Origin of the sequence: Pseudomonas sp. CP-1 (assembly GCF_021213715.1) — a bacterium.
Classification (GTDB): domain Bacteria; phylum Pseudomonadota; class Gammaproteobacteria; order Pseudomonadales; family Pseudomonadaceae; genus Pseudomonas; species Pseudomonas aeruginosa.
This window is the reverse complement of the sequence record NZ_JAJQKY010000028.1, coordinates 1-18,071: the sequence shown is the minus strand read 5'-3', so window position 1 is coordinate 18,071 and position 18,071 is coordinate 1. Positions and strand designations below refer to the sequence as shown.

The 18,071-nt window shown below is 70.1% G+C and carries 15 protein-coding genes and 1 pseudogene; 4 read left to right on the top strand and 12 right to left on the bottom strand.

Annotated elements, in window-relative coordinates; all coding sequences use genetic code 11:
* Nucleotides 1-16: 16 nt before the first annotated feature.
* Genes LT948_RS30680 through LT948_RS30670 form a run of 3 tightly spaced genes read right to left on the bottom strand, consistent with a single transcriptional unit; the run spans nt 17 to nt 3,391 of the window.
* Nucleotides 17-1,021, bottom strand: coding sequence for an HlyD family efflux transporter periplasmic adaptor subunit (locus tag LT948_RS30680; protein WP_003116902.1), 1,005 nt, complete (start codon nt 1,019-1,021; stop codon nt 17-19).
* The gene (locus tag LT948_RS30675) at nt 1,018-1,227 is read right to left on the bottom strand and encodes a DUF1656 domain-containing protein (protein WP_003102972.1); all 210 of its coding nucleotides are present in this window, start codon (nt 1,225-1,227) and stop codon (nt 1,018-1,020) included. Before LT948_RS30675 ends, LT948_RS30680 begins: the two co-directional genes overlap by 4 nt.
* Nucleotides 1,217-3,391: an FUSC family protein gene (locus LT948_RS30670; protein ID WP_003102970.1), complete on the bottom strand. Its 2,175-nt coding sequence runs from the start codon at nt 3,389-3,391 to the stop codon at nt 1,217-1,219. The genes LT948_RS30675 and LT948_RS30670 overlap by 11 nt, the downstream gene beginning before the upstream one ends.
* 400 nt (nt 3,392-3,791) lie before the next feature.
* Between LT948_RS30670 and LT948_RS30665 the strand changes: the two genes are divergently transcribed.
* Entirely contained in the window at nt 3,792-4,706 is a 915-nt protein-coding gene (locus LT948_RS30665) for a LysR family transcriptional regulator (protein WP_003089677.1), read from the top strand.
* A gap of 114 nt (nt 4,707-4,820) precedes the next feature.
* On the top strand, nt 4,821-5,090 hold the full coding sequence (locus LT948_RS30660) for a hypothetical protein (RefSeq protein WP_003089681.1): 270 nt from the start codon (nt 4,821-4,823) through the stop codon (nt 5,088-5,090).
* Between the two features lie 135 nt (nt 5,091-5,225).
* Here LT948_RS30660 and LT948_RS30655 read toward each other — a convergent pair whose 3' ends face one another.
* The 6 genes from LT948_RS30655 to hflK form a co-directional block, all read right to left on the bottom strand.
* Nucleotides 5,226-5,771, bottom strand: coding sequence for a DUF4946 domain-containing protein (locus LT948_RS30655; RefSeq protein WP_003116899.1), 546 nt, complete (start codon nt 5,769-5,771; stop codon nt 5,226-5,228).
* Nucleotides 5,768-7,750, bottom strand: a complete 1,983-nt coding sequence (locus LT948_RS30650; RefSeq protein ID WP_033995069.1) for a cation-translocating P-type ATPase — start codon at nt 7,748-7,750, stop codon at nt 5,768-5,770. Before LT948_RS30650 ends, LT948_RS30655 begins: the two co-directional genes overlap by 4 nt.
* 28 nt (nt 7,751-7,778) lie before the next feature.
* Complete coding sequence (locus LT948_RS30645; RefSeq protein ID WP_003089693.1) at nt 7,779-8,213, bottom strand: hypothetical protein; 435 nt, start codon at nt 8,211-8,213, stop codon at nt 7,779-7,781.
* Between the two features lie 153 nt (nt 8,214-8,366).
* The gene (locus LT948_RS30640; RefSeq protein WP_003113076.1) at nt 8,367-9,407 is read right to left on the bottom strand and encodes an SPFH domain-containing protein; all 1,041 of its coding nucleotides are present in this window, start codon (nt 9,405-9,407) and stop codon (nt 8,367-8,369) included.
* Entirely contained in the window at nt 9,404-10,429 is a 1,026-nt protein-coding gene (gene hflC, locus LT948_RS30635; protein WP_003136343.1) for a protease modulator HflC, read from the bottom strand. The genes LT948_RS30640 and hflC overlap by 4 nt, the downstream gene beginning before the upstream one ends.
* A gap of 11 nt (nt 10,430-10,440) precedes the next feature.
* Complete coding sequence (gene hflK, locus LT948_RS30630; RefSeq protein WP_023114425.1) at nt 10,441-12,441, bottom strand: protease modulator HflK; 2,001 nt, start codon at nt 12,439-12,441, stop codon at nt 10,441-10,443.
* Between the two features lie 688 nt (nt 12,442-13,129).
* On the opposite strand from hflK, the gene LT948_RS30625 reads away from it, so the two are divergent.
* Together LT948_RS30625 and LT948_RS30620 are read left to right on the top strand one after the other, a co-directional pair.
* On the top strand, nt 13,130-14,101 hold the full coding sequence (locus LT948_RS30625; protein ID WP_033995075.1) for a polysaccharide deacetylase family protein: 972 nt from the start codon (nt 13,130-13,132) through the stop codon (nt 14,099-14,101).
* Nucleotides 14,098-14,973, top strand: a complete 876-nt coding sequence (locus LT948_RS30620) for a hypothetical protein (protein ID WP_031627916.1) — start codon at nt 14,098-14,100, stop codon at nt 14,971-14,973. The genes LT948_RS30625 and LT948_RS30620 overlap by 4 nt, the downstream gene beginning before the upstream one ends.
* Nucleotides 14,974-15,018: 45 nt before the next feature.
* Here LT948_RS30620 and gcvT read toward each other — a convergent pair whose 3' ends face one another.
* The 3 genes and pseudogenes from gcvT to glyA all read right to left on the bottom strand — a co-directional run.
* Nucleotides 15,019-16,140, bottom strand: coding sequence for a glycine cleavage system aminomethyltransferase GcvT (gcvT, locus tag LT948_RS30615; RefSeq protein ID WP_033985277.1), 1,122 nt, complete (start codon nt 16,138-16,140; stop codon nt 15,019-15,021).
* A gap of 93 nt (nt 16,141-16,233) precedes the next feature.
* Nucleotides 16,234-17,694: an L-serine ammonia-lyase gene (locus LT948_RS30610; protein ID WP_269670554.1), complete on the bottom strand. Its 1,461-nt coding sequence runs from the start codon at nt 17,692-17,694 to the stop codon at nt 16,234-16,236.
* Between the two features lie 47 nt (nt 17,695-17,741).
* Nucleotides 17,742-18,071: pseudogene (gene glyA, locus LT948_RS30605) on the bottom strand (serine hydroxymethyltransferase); the annotation flags it as partial.

Sequence of the window (18,071 nt, the reverse complement as noted above, 5' to 3'; positions counted from 1 at the left end):
ACCGGTTCGGCCTGACTCAAGGCCGCAAGGCAGTCCCGGGCGCCGCGGAATCGACTTTCGCGGTGTCCTCCGCGGGCAGCACCCGGATGGTCGCGGTCACGCCGGCGCGCAAGGTGTTGCGCTGGCGATAGGCGGGATCGATGGCGATGCGCACCGGAATTCGCTGGGCCAGCTTGACCCAGGTATAGCTCGGGTTGATGTTCGCCAGCAGGCGCGAGCCCTCGGCATTCTCCCGGTCAGTGATGGCATGGGCGATGCTCTGCACGCGCCCGTCGAAGCGCTCGCCGCTCATCAGTTCCACCCGCGCCCGGCTGCCGACGCGGATGCCCGGCAACTTGGTCTCCTCGAAGTATCCGCTGACATAGAACGAATCGCGGTCCACCAGCGCCAGCAATGGCACCCCGGCGTGGGCGTAGTCGCCTTCGCGGGTCTGCAGGTTGGTCACGTAGCCGCTGACCGGGGCGCGTACCTGGGTACGTTCGAGGTCGAGACGGGCCTGCTGCAAGGCGGCTTCGGCAAGCTCCACGTTGGCCTGGGCCAGGCCGAGGCTGGCCTGGTTCCTCAGCAACTCGGCCTGGGCCAGGCTGACGTCGGTCTGGGCCTTTTCGTTCTCTTCCACCGATAGCATCGAGCGCTTCTGCAATGCCGAGCGCCGCTGCGCCTCGCTGCGGCGCTGGCGCAACTGGGCCTGGCTGGCCTCGATCGCCGCGCGCGACTCGCCCAGCGCCGCCCGCGCCACGTTCACCGCGCGCTCGGCGCGCAGCACCGCCAGTTCATAGCGCGCCGGATCGATGCTGAGCAGCAGCTCGCCCTTCTCCACGGGCTGGTTGTCGCTCAGCGGCAACCGGGTGATCAGCCCGGAAACGTCCGCCGACAGCGTCACCACATCGGCGCGGACCCGCGCGTCACGGGTCCACGGCGTGCGGGTGTAGCGTTCCCAGGCGAGGAACACCAGCGCCGCCGCCACCAGCACCGCCAGCAGGGTGGCCAGGCGCGGCCATTTGCCTTGCAACAGGTTCATCGGGACATCTCCCCCATCCACAGGATCAGACCGGCGCAGATCGCGCAGTACAACGCGCCCTGGAACAGCGCTTCGTGCCAGACCCGCTGCAACACGCCGAAGCGCCGCAACAGCGGGTTGAGCAGCAGCAGGATCAGCCAGGCCAGCAGCAGCGCCTGGGCGATCGGCGGCAGGTAGGCGCCCCCGATCTCGACATCAGCGGGCATGTCCGCCCTCCTCTTCTGGTTCTTCGACGACCGCCGGTGCGCCGCGGTCCTCCTCCAGCAGCGTCCGATAGCGTTGCAGCGACTGCTGCAGGATCAGTACCGCGACATTCATGATGAAGCGCTGCCGCGTCGCCCCGAGGTCCTTCGACGGCTGCGCCAGCAAGGCCTCCAGGCCCCGGCCGAAACGCCGCAGGGCGGCCAGGGCGAGGTCCTGCCGCGGGGCGTCCGCGCCGCCTGCTATGTAGGCGGCGACCTCGCGCAGCGCCTCGCCCAGCAGCGGCTGCAACTCCAGCGGCACCACCCCGGCGTCATGCAGCGGCTCGCGCAGGCGGTTCAACGCCACGCCCATCACCACGCAGCCCAGGGCGCACTGGAAACGTTCCGCCGAAGCCGGCTCCTGGCTCGCCGGCAGCAGGCCGACCATCACCGCCAGGCGATCGATCATCCGCGTCTCGAAGGCGAAGCGCTGCGCCTCGCTGGCCTCGCAGCGCGACATTTCCGCGACGTCCTGGCGCGACAGGTAGAGCAGCCGGCGCAGGCGCGGGTCGGCGCGGAACGGATAGACCAGGGCGAACACCAGCACGGCGAGGACCGCCGCGGCGAGGAAGCCGCCGACGAACTCGAACCACTGCGAAGCGTTGCTGTAGTAGACCGCGATATTCTGCGGCGCCACCATCAGCAGGGTCTCCAGGCCGATGCCCATGGCGATCCCGGCGCTCAGCGGGCTGCTCAGGCCGACCGCGACCACGTACAGCAGCAACGCCATCCACAGCGCCAGCCACTCGAAGTCGGCGGATGCCGGCAACAGCACGAACAGCAGCGCCGCCGAGATCAGGATCGCCAGCAGCAGCCCGCGCAGGAAGTTCTGCGCCGCCAGCAGCGGACGCGGGAAGGTCGCCATCAGCGAGCACATCACCCCGACCAGCAGCAGGCTGCTGAGGGCGCCGTTCCAGGCGCTGGTGATCCACAGCCAGGCTGCGCAGGACAAGGCGACGAAAGCGCGCACGGCATTCATCGAGGCCAGCGCCCAGTCCAGGTGCAGCGCCTGCGCCTGGCCACGGCGGTAGAAACTGCTGGCCTGGCGGCCGGACTGGATCGCATCGTTGAGTTCGAGCACTTCGCCCAGGCGCTGGAACAGCCGCGCGTATTCCCAGCGCAGGATCGCCACCTGCGGGCGCAGCGCCGGGCTCAGCGCCTCGTCGTAGGACTCCGCGCGCGTCGCCGCGGCATCGAAGGCCTGGCGCACCGCCTGGAACTCCTCCAGCACCTCGGAGGGTACCGCCCGCCCCTGCTCGGCCAGCGCGTCCAGCACCCGCAGCGCACGATCCAGCAGCGCCTGGATATCCGCCGGCAACGGCCCGACCCAGTGCGCCCGCACCAGCAGGCGATGCTGGCGCAGCAGCAACAGCCGCGAGGCCATCAGCACCAGCAGGTTGCCCAGCAACTGCACCAGGCCATCGGCGCGGCGCAGGTTCGGCGCGTCGAAATAGAGGTGCCGGCGCAGGCCGTCCAGCGCGGTGATGCTGGCGACCAGTTGCATCTGCCGCTGGTTGAATGACTCGTCGCCCTCGTCGCCGCGGATCACCGCCGCGGCGTGCCGCGCGGTACTGCGGATCAGGCCGTCGACCTGGGCGAAGTAGCCCTTCGCCACCGCCTGCGGACGCGCGCTGAGCAGGCTGACCAGGGCCACGCAGGCGACGCCCAGCAGGGTCTCGGTGAGCCGCACCACGGCGAGCATGAAGGTGTTTTCCGGATCGGGAATCGACAGCACGGCGACGATCACCGCGGTGAAACCGCTGAGCACGAAGGCGTGCGAGTCGGTGTAGCGCAGCAAGGTGCCGCCGGCGGTGCAGAGCGCCAGCCAGAGTCCCAGGGCGACGAAGAACGGCAACGGTTGCTGGGCGAACAGCGCCATGATCAGCACCGCCACCACGGCGCCGGCGAAGGTACCGACGACCTGGGCGAAGCTGCGCTTGAGAGCCATCCCGGCCAGCGGCTGGCTGACGATGACCACGGTCATCAGCGCCCACTTCGGCTGCTCCAGGTCGAAGAGGAAGGCCAGGTAGAGGGTCAGCAGCCCGGCGGCGACGGTGCGCAGGGCGAACAGCAGGGTTTCCCGCGGCGGCCGCCAGAGCAAGCGGGCGTAGAGTTTCAGCCCTTCCATGCCCGGCCCCGCACCTCCAGGCAACGGTTGGCCGCGGACCAGGCGGCGATGAAGCGACTCGACATGCTGGTTTCTCGTTCGGGGTTGATGCGGCGGGTTCGCTTCCAGTCTAGAAGGCGCAAGGAAATCCGTGGCCGCCTACGGGGGCGGGCAGGTGCGGTCGGCCACGGAGCGACGAGTCGCGACTACAGGGTAAAAGCCCCGGCGGCCTTCCCGGTAGCGCGTCCAGGCGAAAACCGTTTTCGCTGAGAACGAACGCTGCGGCGCCTTTCGATTGGGTAAGCTTGCTCAGGGCTGGATCGATTTAGCTTGCGAATCAAGCGGATAGAAAGCCCAAGGAAAACGACCAGGAGGAGCCGAGAATGCGTCGAGCGATTGCCACTGTATCGTGGGCCCACCGATGAGCCTGCGCTTCGACGATATCGAAGCCTTCCTCAACGTCGCCGAACTCAACAGCGTGACGTCGGCGGCCGAGCGCATGAGCCTGTCCAAGTCGGTGATCAGCAAGCGCGTCAGCGATCTCGAACGACGCCTCGGCGTCCGCCTGCTCTATCGCACCACGCGCAACGTCGAGCCGACCGAGGCCGGGCATTTCTTCTACAAGGCCGCCAAGGCCTCGCTGCAGGAACTCAACAACGCCGCGGAGATCGTCGCCCTGCGCGAGAACGACCTGTGCGGCGAATTGCGCATCGTCACCCCGATGAGCTTCGGCACCCTCTGGCTGTCGCCGATCATCGCCGACTTCATGAGCCAGCACCCGCGCCTGGAGATCGTCCTGCAGATGGACGACCGCCTCACCGACTTCGAGAAGGAAGGCTACGACCTGAGCATCCGCGTCACCCGCCTGGACGACAGTTCGCTGATCGCCCGGCCGCTGGCCAACAGCCAGCGGGTGGTCTGCTGCAGCCCCGACTACGCGGAACGCCACGGCACGCTGGACACCCTCGAACAACTGATGCAGCACGAGTGCCTGGGCTACAACAACGCCACGCCGAGCCAGGTCTGGACCTTCGAACCGGCGTTCCCCGGTGCCAAGCCCCGCGCCGTCTCGCCACGCGGACGCTTCAGCAGCAACAACGGCCAGGCCATGCGCGACGCCGCCCTGCGCGGCCAGGGATTGGCGTTGCTGCCGCTGTTCATCGTCGCCGAGGACCTCAAGAACGGCCGCCTGGTGGACGCCGCGCCCGGCCTGCGCCCACTCGACGACGTGATCTACGCGATGTATTCGCGGGCGGCGGCGATGTCGCCGAAGGTCAAGGCGTTCATCCAGCATCTCCAGCAGGCGCTGTCGATCCCGCCCTGGGGCAACGGCTGAGCGACCGAACCATTCCGGCGACGCTCCGGTCAGATACTGGGCATGCGGAGAAGACTCCCAGGAGCCTGTCGTCTCTCCCCCGTCCGGCCACCCGGCCCACAAAGGAGAACTGCCATGATCGTGCGTACCCTGCTCATCGCCGCCGCCCTGCTCGGCGGCACCGCCCAAGCCGCCGAAAGCACCGACCTGTGCGGCGCCAACCTGCAGAAGCTGGACGACATCCTCGCCGTACGCGGCAAGACCTCGGTCACCGGTGCGCGGGTCACCGAGGTCAAGGAACTCCAGGCCAAGGCCAGGCAGGACCAGGCCAGCGGCGACACCAAGGGCTGCATCACCGCCACCACCCAGGCCCTGCAGATCCTGCAGAACGCCGGGAAGAAATGATCCGCGACAGACGCAAGGCGGATAACCGCAAGCGGTTATCCGCCCTACCCCAATGCAACCCTCCGTAGGGCGAATAGCGCCGCAGGCGTTATCCGCCGACACTCCAGCCCCCGCCCCGACCGCGTCCGATTTCGCTCACTCGAAGCGCAGGCTTTCCCGTACCGCGCGGATTTCCGCCTGGCTGGCGTCGTAGGCCTCGGCCAGGCCGGCATAGGACAGCGAATAGGCCGAGGTCTTGCCGGCCGCGGTGAGCAAGGTCTGCTTCATCACCACGGCGCCGCGCTGGCGAATGGTGCAGGTGGTCTCCAGCGCCGCCAGCCCGCCGGTGGTGGACGGCTGCGGCGAGGTGCAGGCGGTCTGCAGGCCGTTGCGCAGGAACTCGATCTGCACCAGCTTGCGCATGTGCCCGAGGACTTTCTCCAGGTTCACTGCCTGCCCGCTCTGCAGGGGCATCCGCGTCACTTCCATCACCAGTGCCTGGGAGCCGTCTGCCTGCAACTTGACCGCGCGCTGGCGCTGGCCGGCGCCGGCCTGGCCGGGCTGCGCGGCGGGCAGGTCGCTGACCTGCCAGCCCGCCGGCCAGCGCGCCATCGACGCCTCGGCCAGGCTCAGCGCGGACAGCGTGCCGACCGCCAGGGCCAGCCAGCGCCAGCCGTTGCGTCGCGTTTGCGCCTGCCTCACGGTGTACCCTCCTCTTCGCGTCTCTCCACGGCCGGCCGGGGCTGCCCGAGGGGCTCCTCGAAACGCAGCAGGCGTCCGGCATTGCCCAGCACCAGCAAGGTGCTGAGGTTATGCAGCAGCGCCGCGACCATCGCCCCGGCCGCGCCGAGCAGGCCAAAGGCTGCCGCGGCGACGATCGCCAGGGTCCAGCCGAGGCCGATCGCCACGTTGACCTGCAGGGTCCGCCGGCATTGCCGGCTGAGCCGCACGCAGGTGCCGAGCCGGCGCAGGTCGCTGCCGATCAGCACGATATCCGCCGAGGCCAGGGCGATATCGGCGCCGCCGGCACCCATTGCCACCCCGACCACACCGGCCTTCAGCGCCAGCGAATCGTTGATGCCGTCGCCGACCACCATCGGCCGGAAACCGCTGCCGATCTCCGCGCCGACCTGGCGCAACTTGTCCTCCGGCAACGCCTGCGCCACCAACTGGCGAATCCCCACCTGCTTGGCCACGGCGTCGGCCACCGCCTGGCGATCGCCGGTCAGCAACAGTTGCCGGCCCAGACCCAGTTCGCGCAGATCGGCCAGGGCCTCGGCGGCCTCCGCGCGTACGCTGTCGGCCAGCAGCAGCCAGCCGAGGAAGCGCCCGTCCAGGGCGATTCCGGCGATCGGTCCCTCGTGCGCCGGCACCTCGCCGGCGTCGATGCCCAGTTGCTGGAACAGTTCGGGCCGGCCGAGGGCGGCTTCGCCCGCCGCTGTTCGTGCGACCACGCCGAACCCCTGGCGTTCGCGGATATCGCTCAATGGATGATAGGCATCGTGCGCCGCCAGGGCCGCCAGCGCTCGGCTCACCGGATGGCTGCTGGCGGCGCCGAGGCTGGCGGCCAGGCGCAGCACCGACGCCTCCTCGGCGGCATCGGCCAGGCGCAGCGCCTGCAGACGCAGGCTGCCGTGGGTCAGGGTGCCGGTCTTGTCGACCACCAGCGAAGTCAGGTCCGCCAGTTCCTCGAGGAAGGCCGAGCTGCGGATCAGGATGCCATGACGGGCGGCCACGGCGATCCCGGCGATGGCAGTGGCCGGGGCGGACAGCACCAGGGCGCAGGGACAGGCGGCGACCAGCACGGCGAGCATGGCCTGGGCATCGTTGGTGACGAACCAGGTGACCGCGGCGATCAGCAAGACCAGCAACATGTACTGCCCGGCGTAGCGCTCCAGCAGGCGGGTGATCGGCGGCTTGGCGCGCTCGGCCTGCTGCATCAGGCCGATCACCTTGCCCAGGGTCGAGGCCTCGCCGGTACGGGTTATCTCGATGCGCAGCAGGCCGTCGAGGTTGATCGCGCCGCCGTAGACCTCCATCCCCGGCGCCACCTCGAGCGGCACCGACTCGCCGGTGATCGGCGCGGTGTCGAGACTGGCCTGGCCTTGCAGGACCCGCCCGTCGGCCGGAACCCGGTCACCGGCGCGCACTTCCACCTGGTCGCCCGCCCGCAGGCTGGCGTTGTCCACCTCGCTCAGGCTGCCGTCGGCCTCGATCCGCCGGGCATGGCTGCGGGTCAGCTCGCCGAGGGCGGCGATGGCCTCCTGGGAGCCGATCACGCTGCGCTCCTCCAGCACATGGCCGAAGATCATGATGATCGGCAGCAGCGCGGCGGTCAGCAGGTCGCCGCTGGCCCAGGCGCCGAGCATGGCCAGCGCGATCAACTGGTCGGTGACGCCGTGCAGGCTCGGATGCCGCAGGCTGTCCCAGGCCGAGCGGGCCACCGGCAGCGCCACCAGCAGCGACGCGACACCGAGCAGGATCTGGCTGACCCCGGCCTGGTCCGCCGCCAGCCAGCGCCAGGCCAGGCCGAGCAGCAACAGGCCAAGGGCGAGCATCGCCAGGCTCAGCTGGCGGGCGGCGCGGCGTTGCTCGTCGCGGCTGAGCAGGCCGCCGCCGAACGGCAGGTGATGATGATGCGCGCAGCCGCCATGGCTGCCGTGGGCGGACGGCTCGCTCATGCGCACCTCCCGGGGCGAGCCGCGGCGGCTATTGCGGGAAGCGCGCGTCCGGCCGGCGTACGTAGTCCAGGGCTTCCTTCTCGGTGAGTTCCCAGATCTGCTTGACCTGCCCGTTGTTGTCGCTCTTCAGGCCGACGAAACTGCCCTTGAGCTGGGGCATGCGGCCATAGACGATGAACAGGTTCTGCGCCGTGCGGATGCGCACCGACGGCGCCACCGAATAGCTGACGGTCTTCTTCCCCAGCCCCAGGGTAAGCACGCTGCGCAGCAGGCTCTGCTTGGGCTTCTTCAGGGTGATGACCGGGTACTGCGCGCTGGCCACGAAGCCCACCAGCATGTCGCTCGGCAACTGCCGCGCCAGCGCCTCGCCGCCGCACAGCAACAGCGCCAGCCCGCACAGCAGGGCCCTGCCCGGTGATAGCCGCGCACCGTTGCCCGTGAATGGAATACCGCCTGCCGTCATTGCCCGTCCCGTTCGCCTGGTTGTTCGACTCGGCGCCGCGTTCCGCTGGCGGAAGCGCGTACCGAAGGTTGATGCCGACGCAGGGTAGCCGTTTCACGTTCGCTTGTCCGTCCATTGTTTCACAGCCCGCGAAGGGCACCGTCGGGCAGCGGCTCATGGCTGCCCGCCTTGCAGAATCAGGCGGCCGTCGTCGCGCGGATCGACGCTGCCGACCGAACCGGCCTTGCCGAGGATCGCCGGCACCCGTTCGCGGTACAGGCGCCAGAGCAGGCCGGCATCGGTCGCGCCCAGCGCCGGGGCCAGGCCAACGATGCTGGCGGTGTCGCGGCGCGCCTGGGCCAGCCGTTCGCCGGCCTCGGCGCGGGCGAGCTGCAGGGTGCGGTCGGCCCCCTCGGTGGCGGCCTGGGTGAGTTTCTCCGCCTCGGTGCGCGCCTTGGCGACGTTCTGCTCGGCCAGTTGGCTGGCGGTCAGCACCGCGTTGAAGGCGCTTACCGCATTGCGCGGCAGGCTCGACTGCACGTCGACCCGCACCACCTGGATGCCCAGGCCGCTGCCGGCCGCGGCCAACGCCGCCAGGCTGTGGTTGATGCCCTGCACCAGGTCGCCGCGCAGGCGTTCGCGGCGCTCGGCGACCGCGCTGTCGTTGCCGAGCAACTCCGGGCGCGCCACCAGGATGGTGTCCAGGTCGCGCGCGGCGCAGACCTGCACGGCGTTGCGCGCCACCAGCCGGTCCAGCGCCGGCAGCACGTGGGCGCCCTGGAGGACGTAGGCGTACGGGTCGTCGACCTTGTAGAACACCCGCACGTCCAGTTGCACCACCCCGGCGTCGCCGGTCAGCAGGTAGCCGGAGCCGGCCAGCGCGTCGCTGGACAGGCTGACGTCGAGATCGGCGCGACGCGCCTGCTCGGAACGCAGCAGGCCCTCGACGCGGCGTTCGATCACCTGTTCGGCGGACGGCAGCAGCACCACCTGCTCCAGCGGCTGCGGCCAGGCCAGCAGCAGGCCGGGACCGGCCAGGCGCTCCAGCGCGCCCAGGCGCAGCACTACGGCGCGGTTCTCCGGGCCGATCTGGCGGACGTTGGAAAACGCCCAGGCCAGCGCCGCCAGGAGGGTCACGCCGAACAGTGCGAGGAACGCCAGGCGTCCGGCCTGCAGCCAGGGGCTGCGCAGCCCCTCGCGCGCTTCGCCGCTCATGGCCGGCGCCCGTTGGCCGGCGCTTCGGCGGGGAGCGCCGGCGGCCCGTCGACCAGCACGCGGAACGGTGCGGCATCGGTGCGCAAGACCAGCCGGGTATCGCCGTTGACGATGGTGCCGAGGGTGTCCAGCGAGCGCAGCAGGTTGTATAGCTGCGGCGAACCGGCGTAGGCCTTGCCGTAGATGCGCGCCGCCTCGACCCGTGCCTGGGCCTCGATCTCCGCGGCTTTCACCGAAGCCTCGGCCTGGATCACCCGGGCGTCGCGCTCCGCCGCCGAACGGATCTCCGCGGCCTGGCGACGGCCCTCGGCGGTACGCTCGGTGGCGATGGTCTCGCGCTCGGCGCGCATGCGGTCGACGGTGGCGCCGAGGGTCACCTTGGGCAGGGTCAGGCGCTCGATGCCGACCTGCACCACCTTGACCCCGTAGGTCGCCAGCAACTGATTGTCGATCTGTTCGCGCAGGCGCGCTTCGAAGTCGCCGATACGCACCCGCGACGCCTCGGTATTCACCAGGTCGGCCAGGTCATAGGCGCTGGCGGTGGTTTCCAGCGCCGAGCCGACGAAGGTGCGCAACTGCCGGGCAGCCTCGTCCGGCTGGTTGCGCACCGCGCGCATGAAGCGCTGCACGTTGTCGGCGTCGCCCTGGACCTGCCAGGCCACGTAGGCCTGGACGATGATCCGCAGGCCATCGCGGGTGCCGACGTCCTGCAGGCCGCTGGAGGTGGTGCGCAGGCGCAGGTCGACCGGGATCGCGCTCTCGAACGGCAACGGCAGGCGCCAGGCCAGGCCCGGTTCGAGCAGGACCCGCGCCGGGTTGCCGAAACGGGTGATGACCATCGCCTCGCCGGAACGCACCTGCACCAGGCAAGCGGCGGCGACGGCGAACAGCACCAGCAGCGCGGCGACCAGCAGCCGGCGCCAGGGCGGCGCGGCCTGTGCGCCATGGCCGTGATCGTGATCGTGATCGTGATCGTGATGATGCTCGTGGTGGCTGTGCGAGTGGGAGTGACCGAGGCTCAAGAGCGCTCTCCTCATGGTGCGGATTGCCCGGCCGCGGACGCCGGAGCGGCGGACGGACGGGACGAAGACGGGGAATCCAGGCGGCCGAGGCCGAAGCTGCGCAGGTCGATGGTCGGCGCGCCGGCGCCGGCGATGCGGTGGTCGATGAGCAGCAGGTTGGCCTTGCCCAGGCCGCGTCCGAGTTGGCGGTAGTAGGCCTCCAGCAGGAAAGCCTGGCCGGCGTCGGCATAGCCTTCCCGCTCGGCGGCGAAACGCCGGTCGGCGGCCTGCGCGGCGGCCAGGGTCTCGCGGGCCTGCGCGCTGGCCCGGTCGTGCGCCACGCTGGCCTGTAGTTGCGCCTCGTTGCGCTGCGCGGCGGCCTGCCCGCGCTCGCGGGCGATCAGCGCCTGGGCGGTGATCTGCGCGGCCTGCACCGCGTGGTAGGCGTTCGCCGCACCGGCCGGCGGATGGATCGCCTCGACCGCCGCGCCCAGTACCTCGACGCCGCTGCCGAGGCGGTCGAGATCGGCCTGCACGGCCTGGCCGATCTGCTCGGCCAGGCCCGCGCGCTGCTCGCCGAGGACCTCATCGAGGGTCCGCGAGGCGAAGGCATGCACCAGTACGCGGCTGGCGGTGCTGCGCACCAGCGTCGGCACGTCGGCGCTGCGGTAGGTCGCCGCCAGCGCCGATGCGTCGTCGAGAGCGATGCGGTAGACGATGCGCACGTCCATGTTGACGATCTGGAAGCTCTGCCGATGGTCGGCCAGGCTGGCGATGACCTGCGATTTCTCGCTGACGTGGGAGGCGTCCCACAAGCGGTTGGCGCTATCCGGGGCCGGACCTTCGGCGGGCGCGAGCGGCTCGGCTCCGCCGTCGCCGGCGGCGACGCTGGTGGCCAACTCGTGGACCACCCCGTTCTCCACCGCCAACACCCGCCCCAGCGGCCAGGGCAGCCCCAGGTGCAGGCCGGGGCCGAGCACCGCGACCGGCTTGCCGAAGCGCTCGTAGACGCCCCGTGCATCCATGCCGATCTCGCGTACGCCGCTGAGCAGCCAGCCGCTCAGCGACACCACCGCCAGCACCGGCAGGAACGCCCGCCGCATGAAACCGAAGGCCCAGACCTGGCGCAGGTCGATGCCGAAGCGCTGGTGCAACTCATGCTGCAGACGCTGCAGGGGACGCGGCGGCCAGCGCAACAGGTCGGCCAGCAGGCTGGTGGCGACCAGGCGCGGTTCGAGGCCGGCACGCTGCGGCGCGAACATCGCCAGGATCGCCCTGCCCAGCAACTCCAACGCCAGCGCCGCCGGCAACAGGCCGAGCAGTACCGCCAGGCGCGGGGCCCAGGGGTGTCCCTGGCGAGCCAGGAACAGACAGAGGGCGGCCAGCACCAGGGTACCGATCAGCGCCCGCGCCAGTTGCCCGAGGGCCGGGGCTTCCGGCCACTGCGCCGGCCCTTGACTGGCGAAGCGACGTTCCAGCACCAGCACCGCGAAGGCCAGCAGCAGGCAGATCCCGATGGCGAGGTCGGCCGCTTGCCCGGAACTGGCCGGCGGCAGGTCGAGACGCCAGCCGGCGGCTACCAGGCACAACGCCAGCGCCGCGCTCGCCGCCAGCCACAGCGCAGCGTGCCCGAGCTGGGCCAGGCCGTGGGCGATGGCCTGGCCCAGGCGCTCCAGCAGCCGTTCATAGGCGCTGTCGGCGGCGGCGTCGGGTTCGCCCCGCTGCCAGCGCAGCCAGGCAGGCCGCGCGCTGGCCTCCGCGCCGAGGACCACGCAACGCCAGGCCGCGACCCGGTAGGCCGCGTGCAGACCGGCGAACAGAACCAGCCAGGCCGCGCCGAGGTTGTACAGCAGCGGCGGCCAGAGCGAGTCGGCGGCGAACAGGCCGATGAAGAACCCCAGCACGGCGCAGGCGGCGGCCAATGCGACGCTGGCCGCTGCCCATCGCCACAACTGGCGCAACTGCCGGGGCGCCTGCTGGAAACGCGGCAGCGATTCGGCGGCGACGCCCTCGGCGTCCAGGTCGACTCTCATCTTCACTCCAGGCAAAACTCGAAGGTGCCGGCCAGGCCGGCGCAAACGTCCGCAACTTTATAACAATGCGCGTTAAGAAGTTGTCATGATTTGAAAAACAGTCTGCATCCCCAGGCTCTTGACTGGAAGACGAAAGACTGGGGGCAACCCACTTGGCAAGCCCCCGTCCAACCGAAAGGTTCTAAGCAGCCGGGAAAAACCACCGGACATCCGCACAAACGACCATTCGTCGGCAATTTTCATTCGAAACGGATTTCTTATAACCAATCCGCATAGGCCTGCCGGCTCCCCCGCTTCCCCCTCAAAGGCACGCCGCTCCGGGCCTCCACGCGTAGCCAGCAGGACTTTTCGCATAGCCTGACGGTTTTATAACAGCGGCAAAGCGTCAATAATTCGACTATCGACTGTGGTAGCGTCAAAAAAGAATCACATCGATCCTTTGCAGCGTTATCCGGTGCCATGCAGTCCTTATCGAACACCCGCCGGGTCCCCGCCAAGCCCCGGTTCGAGCCACGCGTTGGCGTGGCCGCAGCAAACGTTTGTGCGGATTACCCAGGAGGCTCGCCCATGACCGAATCGACCGCCGGGGCCGGAGTTCACGGCGCAGCGTCCGGACAGGCTGGCGAAAGCCCTGCCGCGCACGCGGAACCATCGCCGGTGACGGATCGTCGATGAGCCGGGGGATGCCATGCGAAGCCTGATCGGGATGACGTTCCTGAACTCCTCCGTGGGCCAGCGCCGGCTGCGCCAGAACGGCATCGTGCTGCGCCTGGGACGGGTAGTCGCGGATCGCCGGCGCGCGGCCCTGCCGCACCGGCAAGGGCGCTGCCTCGACCGCCAGGGCCTGGAAACCCTGCTGCTGTGGCTACAGCGGCACTTCCTCTGCGTGCCCCTGGAACACCTGCTCGAGAGCCCCGCTCCAGCCTGCTTGCGGATCGCCCTGAGCGTCGACGGCAACCCTGCGGAACTGGCCGAGCTGGTCTACCCGCTGCTGGAGCGCTACGAAATGCCAGCGAGCGCCTTCATCGGCGGCGACCCGCGCAGTTGGCGCGAAGCGGTCGCCGACACCCTCTGGCAGGCCGATGCGGCTGCCGCCGAGCCATTGCTGGAACTGCTGGAGCGTTACGGCGGCGCTGCGCTCATGCGGGTGCTCGAACGCACCGGCGACGACCAGCGTCGCAGCCGTAGCCTCGACCTCCTCCTGCGCAAGCTGGAACGCCTCGACCCGGCTTCGCAGCAGGCCTTGCGCGCGGCCTGCACGGACCCCGCGGCGTACGGCGCGGGCGATTGGGAACGGGTCCGCCGCCTGGAAAACAGCGGCCTGGTTCGCTTCGGCCTGCACGGCCAGGACCCGCACCCAGCGACAGGCCTTTGCGCCGAGGACTGTCTCGGCCGCGCCCACCGCCAGCTCCAGCAGCATTGCGCCGCCCCTCTGCCGGTGTTCTGCCAAGCTCGCGCCACGCCCGCCGCGACGCCTGCGCAACCCGGCCTGCGCGCCACCCTCGGCCGGCTTGGCTACCGCTTCGCCTTCGGCGCGCGCAATGGCCTGGTGGATACCCGTTGCGACCCGCTGGACCTGCCGCGCATCGAGGTGGACGCGGCGATCGCCGCCCGTCCCGGCCGGCTGGCCTGGCGCATCTATCGTGGAGCCCGTCCATGAGCACGGCCTCCAGCCCATTCCCAAGGAGGCGCGACAGGCAGTCGCCCTCCGCCGGAAGACCGCCCGAACCACGGGAAGCGAACGCGCCGTCGCCCGCCACGCCGCAGCGACGCCGCTCTCAGGGATATGGCCAGCCCAGCTGGCCCGGTATCAGCAAGGATCGTCCCATGACTGCAGACACCCCTACCTCTGTCGCTACCATCAACCACCTGCTGCTCGGCGCGCCCTACACCAGCCCGCTGGTGATCCCCGGCGACTGGCTGGTCGACGAACTGGAAGGCGCCGTGGAAGTCGGCGGCTTCACCGACGGCCTGTTCCGCTGGCCGACGCGCAAGCGCAGCGGCCGCCCTTCGCCGATCCTCTGCGGCGACCTGCTGCGCGCGGTACGTACCGAATGCGCCGAGTCGGTGCAGTTCTGGTGGGGTTTCAGTCCGAGCCTGGTGGGGCGCTGGCGCCGCGCCCTCGGCGTGACCCGCCGCAACAATCCCGGCGACCAGGCGGTGGCGCGCGCCCGCGCCGCCCTCGCCCGCTCGCTGGACCGCAAGGCGCCGCCGAAGGCACCGGCCGCCTGGTCCAGCGAAGAGGTCGAGTTCATCCGCCGCCACGGCAGCAAGCGCAGCCTGGCCTGGTGCGCCTACATGCTCGGCCGCAGCTACCAGAGTGTCGCCAGCAAGGCCGAGGAGCTTTCCCCGCACAGCGGGCGCGACCGCAACAATGCGATCTGGAGCAAGTCCGAGGAAGACCTGCTGCGCCAGCACTACCAGCAGCGCGGCTCGCTATGGTGCGCGCAGCAGACCGGCAAGACCCGCGCGGCGGTATTCCACCGGGCCAAGAAGCTGGGCCTGCAACGGCAGCGGCCGAAACACCCGTGAGGCCGGTCGCCGCCCTCTCCCGCCGAAGCGAGAGAGGGCCAGGGCTCAACCGCGGTAGTAGCGCTGCGCCACGAAGGGCATCTTGCTGACCACCAGGGTCACCGGCTTGCCGCGCACCATCGCCGTCACCTCGCAGCCCAGGCCGGCCAGTTCGTTCGGCACGTAGCCCATGGCCAACGGCGCGTTGAGGCTCGGACCGAAACCGCCGCTGCTGACCTTGCCGATCGCCCGGCCCTGGGCATCGACGATCTCGGCGCCCTCGCGCACCGGCATCCGCCCCTGCGGCAGGAAACCGACGCGCTTGCTGGCAACGCCCTGCGCCTGCTGGGCGAAGATCCGCTCGGCGCCGGGGAAGCCGCCAGCGCGCACGCCGTCGGCGCGACGCGCCTTGGAAATGGCCCAGCCGAGGCTGGCTTCGACCGGCGTGGTGGCGCTGTCCATGTCGTGGCCGTAGAGGCACAGGCCGGCTTCCAGGCGCAGCGAGTCGCGCGCGCCGAGGCCGATCGGCGCCACTTCCGGCTCGGCCAGCAGGCGCCGCGCCAGGGCCTCGGCATGGGCGGCGGGCACGGAGATCTCGTAGCCGTCTTCGCCGGTATAGCCGGAGCGGCTGACGTAGCAGTCCTGGCCGAGCAGCTCGACGCGGGCGAACTGCATGAAGGTCATCTGCGCCACCTGCGGCGCCAGGCGCTCCAGCACCCGCACCGCCGCCGGTCCCTGGAGGGCGAGCAAGGCACGCTCCTCGAACAGCGGCTCGACGCTGCAACGGCCCTCCAGGTGACGACGCAGGTGCGCCAGGTCCTGGTGCTTGCAGGCGGCGTTGACCACCAGCAACAGGCAATCGCCGAGGTTGGCCACCATCAGGTCGTCGAGGATCCCGCCCTGCTCGTCGGTGAACAACGCGTAGCGCTGCTGGCCCACCGGCAGGTCGAGGATGTCCACCGGCACCAGGCTTTCCAAGGCCAGCGCCGCATCGGCGCCCACCAGGCGGATCTGGCCCATGTGCGAGACGTCGAACAGACCGGCGTGCTCGCGGGTGTGCAGGTGCTCCTTGAGCACCCCGGCCGGGTACTGCACCGGCATGTCGTAGCCGGCGAAGGGCACCATCTTCGCCCCCAGTTCCAGGTGCAGGGCGTGCAGGGGCGTCTTGGCGAGGGTTTCTGCGGTCATGTTTCACTCCATGGCATCCCGGCCTCCTGTCTGCCGGAGAGCCGCGATCGATTGTCGGGAAAGAAAAAAGAAGCGCCGGCGCAGCGGCGCGGTTCAGCATTCGATGATGTTCACGGCGAGGCCGCCGCGCGCGGTTTCCTTGTATTTGCTTTTCATGTCGGCGCCGGTCTGGCGCATGGTGCGGATGACCTTGTCGAGAGAGATGAAGTGCTGGCCGTCGCCGCGCAGGGCCATGCGCGCCGCGTTGATGGCCTTCACCGAAGCCATCGCGTTGCGTTCGATGNAGATGAAGTGCTGGCCGTCGCCGCGCAGGGCCATGCGCGCCGCGTTGATGGCCTTCACCGAAGCCATCGCGTTGCGTTCGATGCAGGGCACCTGGACCAGCCCGCCAACCGGGTCGCAGGTCAGCCCGAGGTTGTGCTCCATGCCGATCTCGGCGGCGTTCTCGACCTGCTGCACGCTACCGCCGAGCACTTCGCAGAGCGCCCCGGCGGCCATCGAGCAGGCCACCCCGACCTCGCCCTGGCAACCGACCTCGGCGCCGGAGATCGAGGCGTTTTCCTTGTAGAGGATGCCGATCGCCGCGGCGGTGAGCAGGAAGCGCACCACGCCGTCGTCGTCGGCCCCGGGGATGAAGCGCGCGTAGTAATGCAGCACCGCCGGAATGATCCCCGCCGCGCCGTTGGTCGGCGCGGTCACCACGCGGCCGCCGCTGGCGTTCTCCTCGTTCACCGCCAGGGCGTAGAGGTTGACCCAGTCGAGCACGCTGAGGGCGTCGCGCAGGCCGGCCTCCGGCCGCTGGCACAACTGGCGGTGGAGCGCCGCCGCGCGGCGCCTGACCTTCAGTCCGCCGGGCATGATGCCCTCGTTGCGGCAGCCGGCCTCGACGCAATCCTGCATCACCTGCCAGATACGCAGCAGGCCGGCGCGGGTTTCCTCGGCGGGGCGCCAGGCCTTCTCGTTCTCGGCCATCAACTGGCTGATCGACAGGCCTTCGCGGACGCAATGGTCGAGCAGTTGCCGCGCGGTCTTGAAGGGGAACGCCAGCGGCGTGCGGTCCTCGACGATGCGGTCGAGGCCGGCGGCCTCGTCGTCGACCACGAAACCGCCGCCCACCGAGTAGTACTCGCGGCTGCGGACCTGCAGGCCGGCGGCGTCGAAGGCACGGAAGATCATGCCGTTGGGATGGTAGGCCAGCGGCTTGCGGATCAGCGCCAGGTGTTCCTTCTCGACGAAGCGGATCGGCCGCTCGCCGAGCAGGCGCAGCTCGCCGCTGGAACGGATGGCATCGAGCCGGGCGGGAATCGCGGCGGTATCCACCGTGTCCGGCTGCTCGCCCTCCAGGCCGAGCAGTACCGCCTTGTCGCTGCCGTGGCCCTTGCCGGTGGCGCCGAGCGAGCCGTACAGCTCGACCTTGACGCTGGCAGTGGCCTCCAGCAACCCCTCGCGCCTCAGCCCCTCGGCGAAGCGCGCAGCGGCACGCATCGGCCCCACGGTGTGGGAGCTGGACGGCCCGATGCCGATCTTGAACAGATCGAAGACACTCAGGGACATGCTCGTCTCCGCTTGCGGATTGGCCGCCACCACGGCGGCGTTCCTGTTCAATCAGCGTAGACCGGGAAGTGCCGGCAGAATTCGCCGACCTGGCCCCTGACCCGTTCGCCGACCTCGGGATTGTCGATATCGTCGAGGATGTCGCAGATCCAGCCAGCCAGTTCTCGGCACTCGCCCTCGCGGAAACCGCGAGTGGTCACCGCTGGGGTGCCGATGCGGATGCCGGAGGTGACGAACGGGCTCTGTGGATCGTTCGGCACGGCGTTCTTGTTCACCGTGATGTGCGCCGCTCCGAGCGCCGCGTCGGCGGCCTTGCCGGTCAGCCCCTGCTTCACCAGGCTGATCAGCATCAGGTGGTTGTCGGTGCCGCCGGAAAC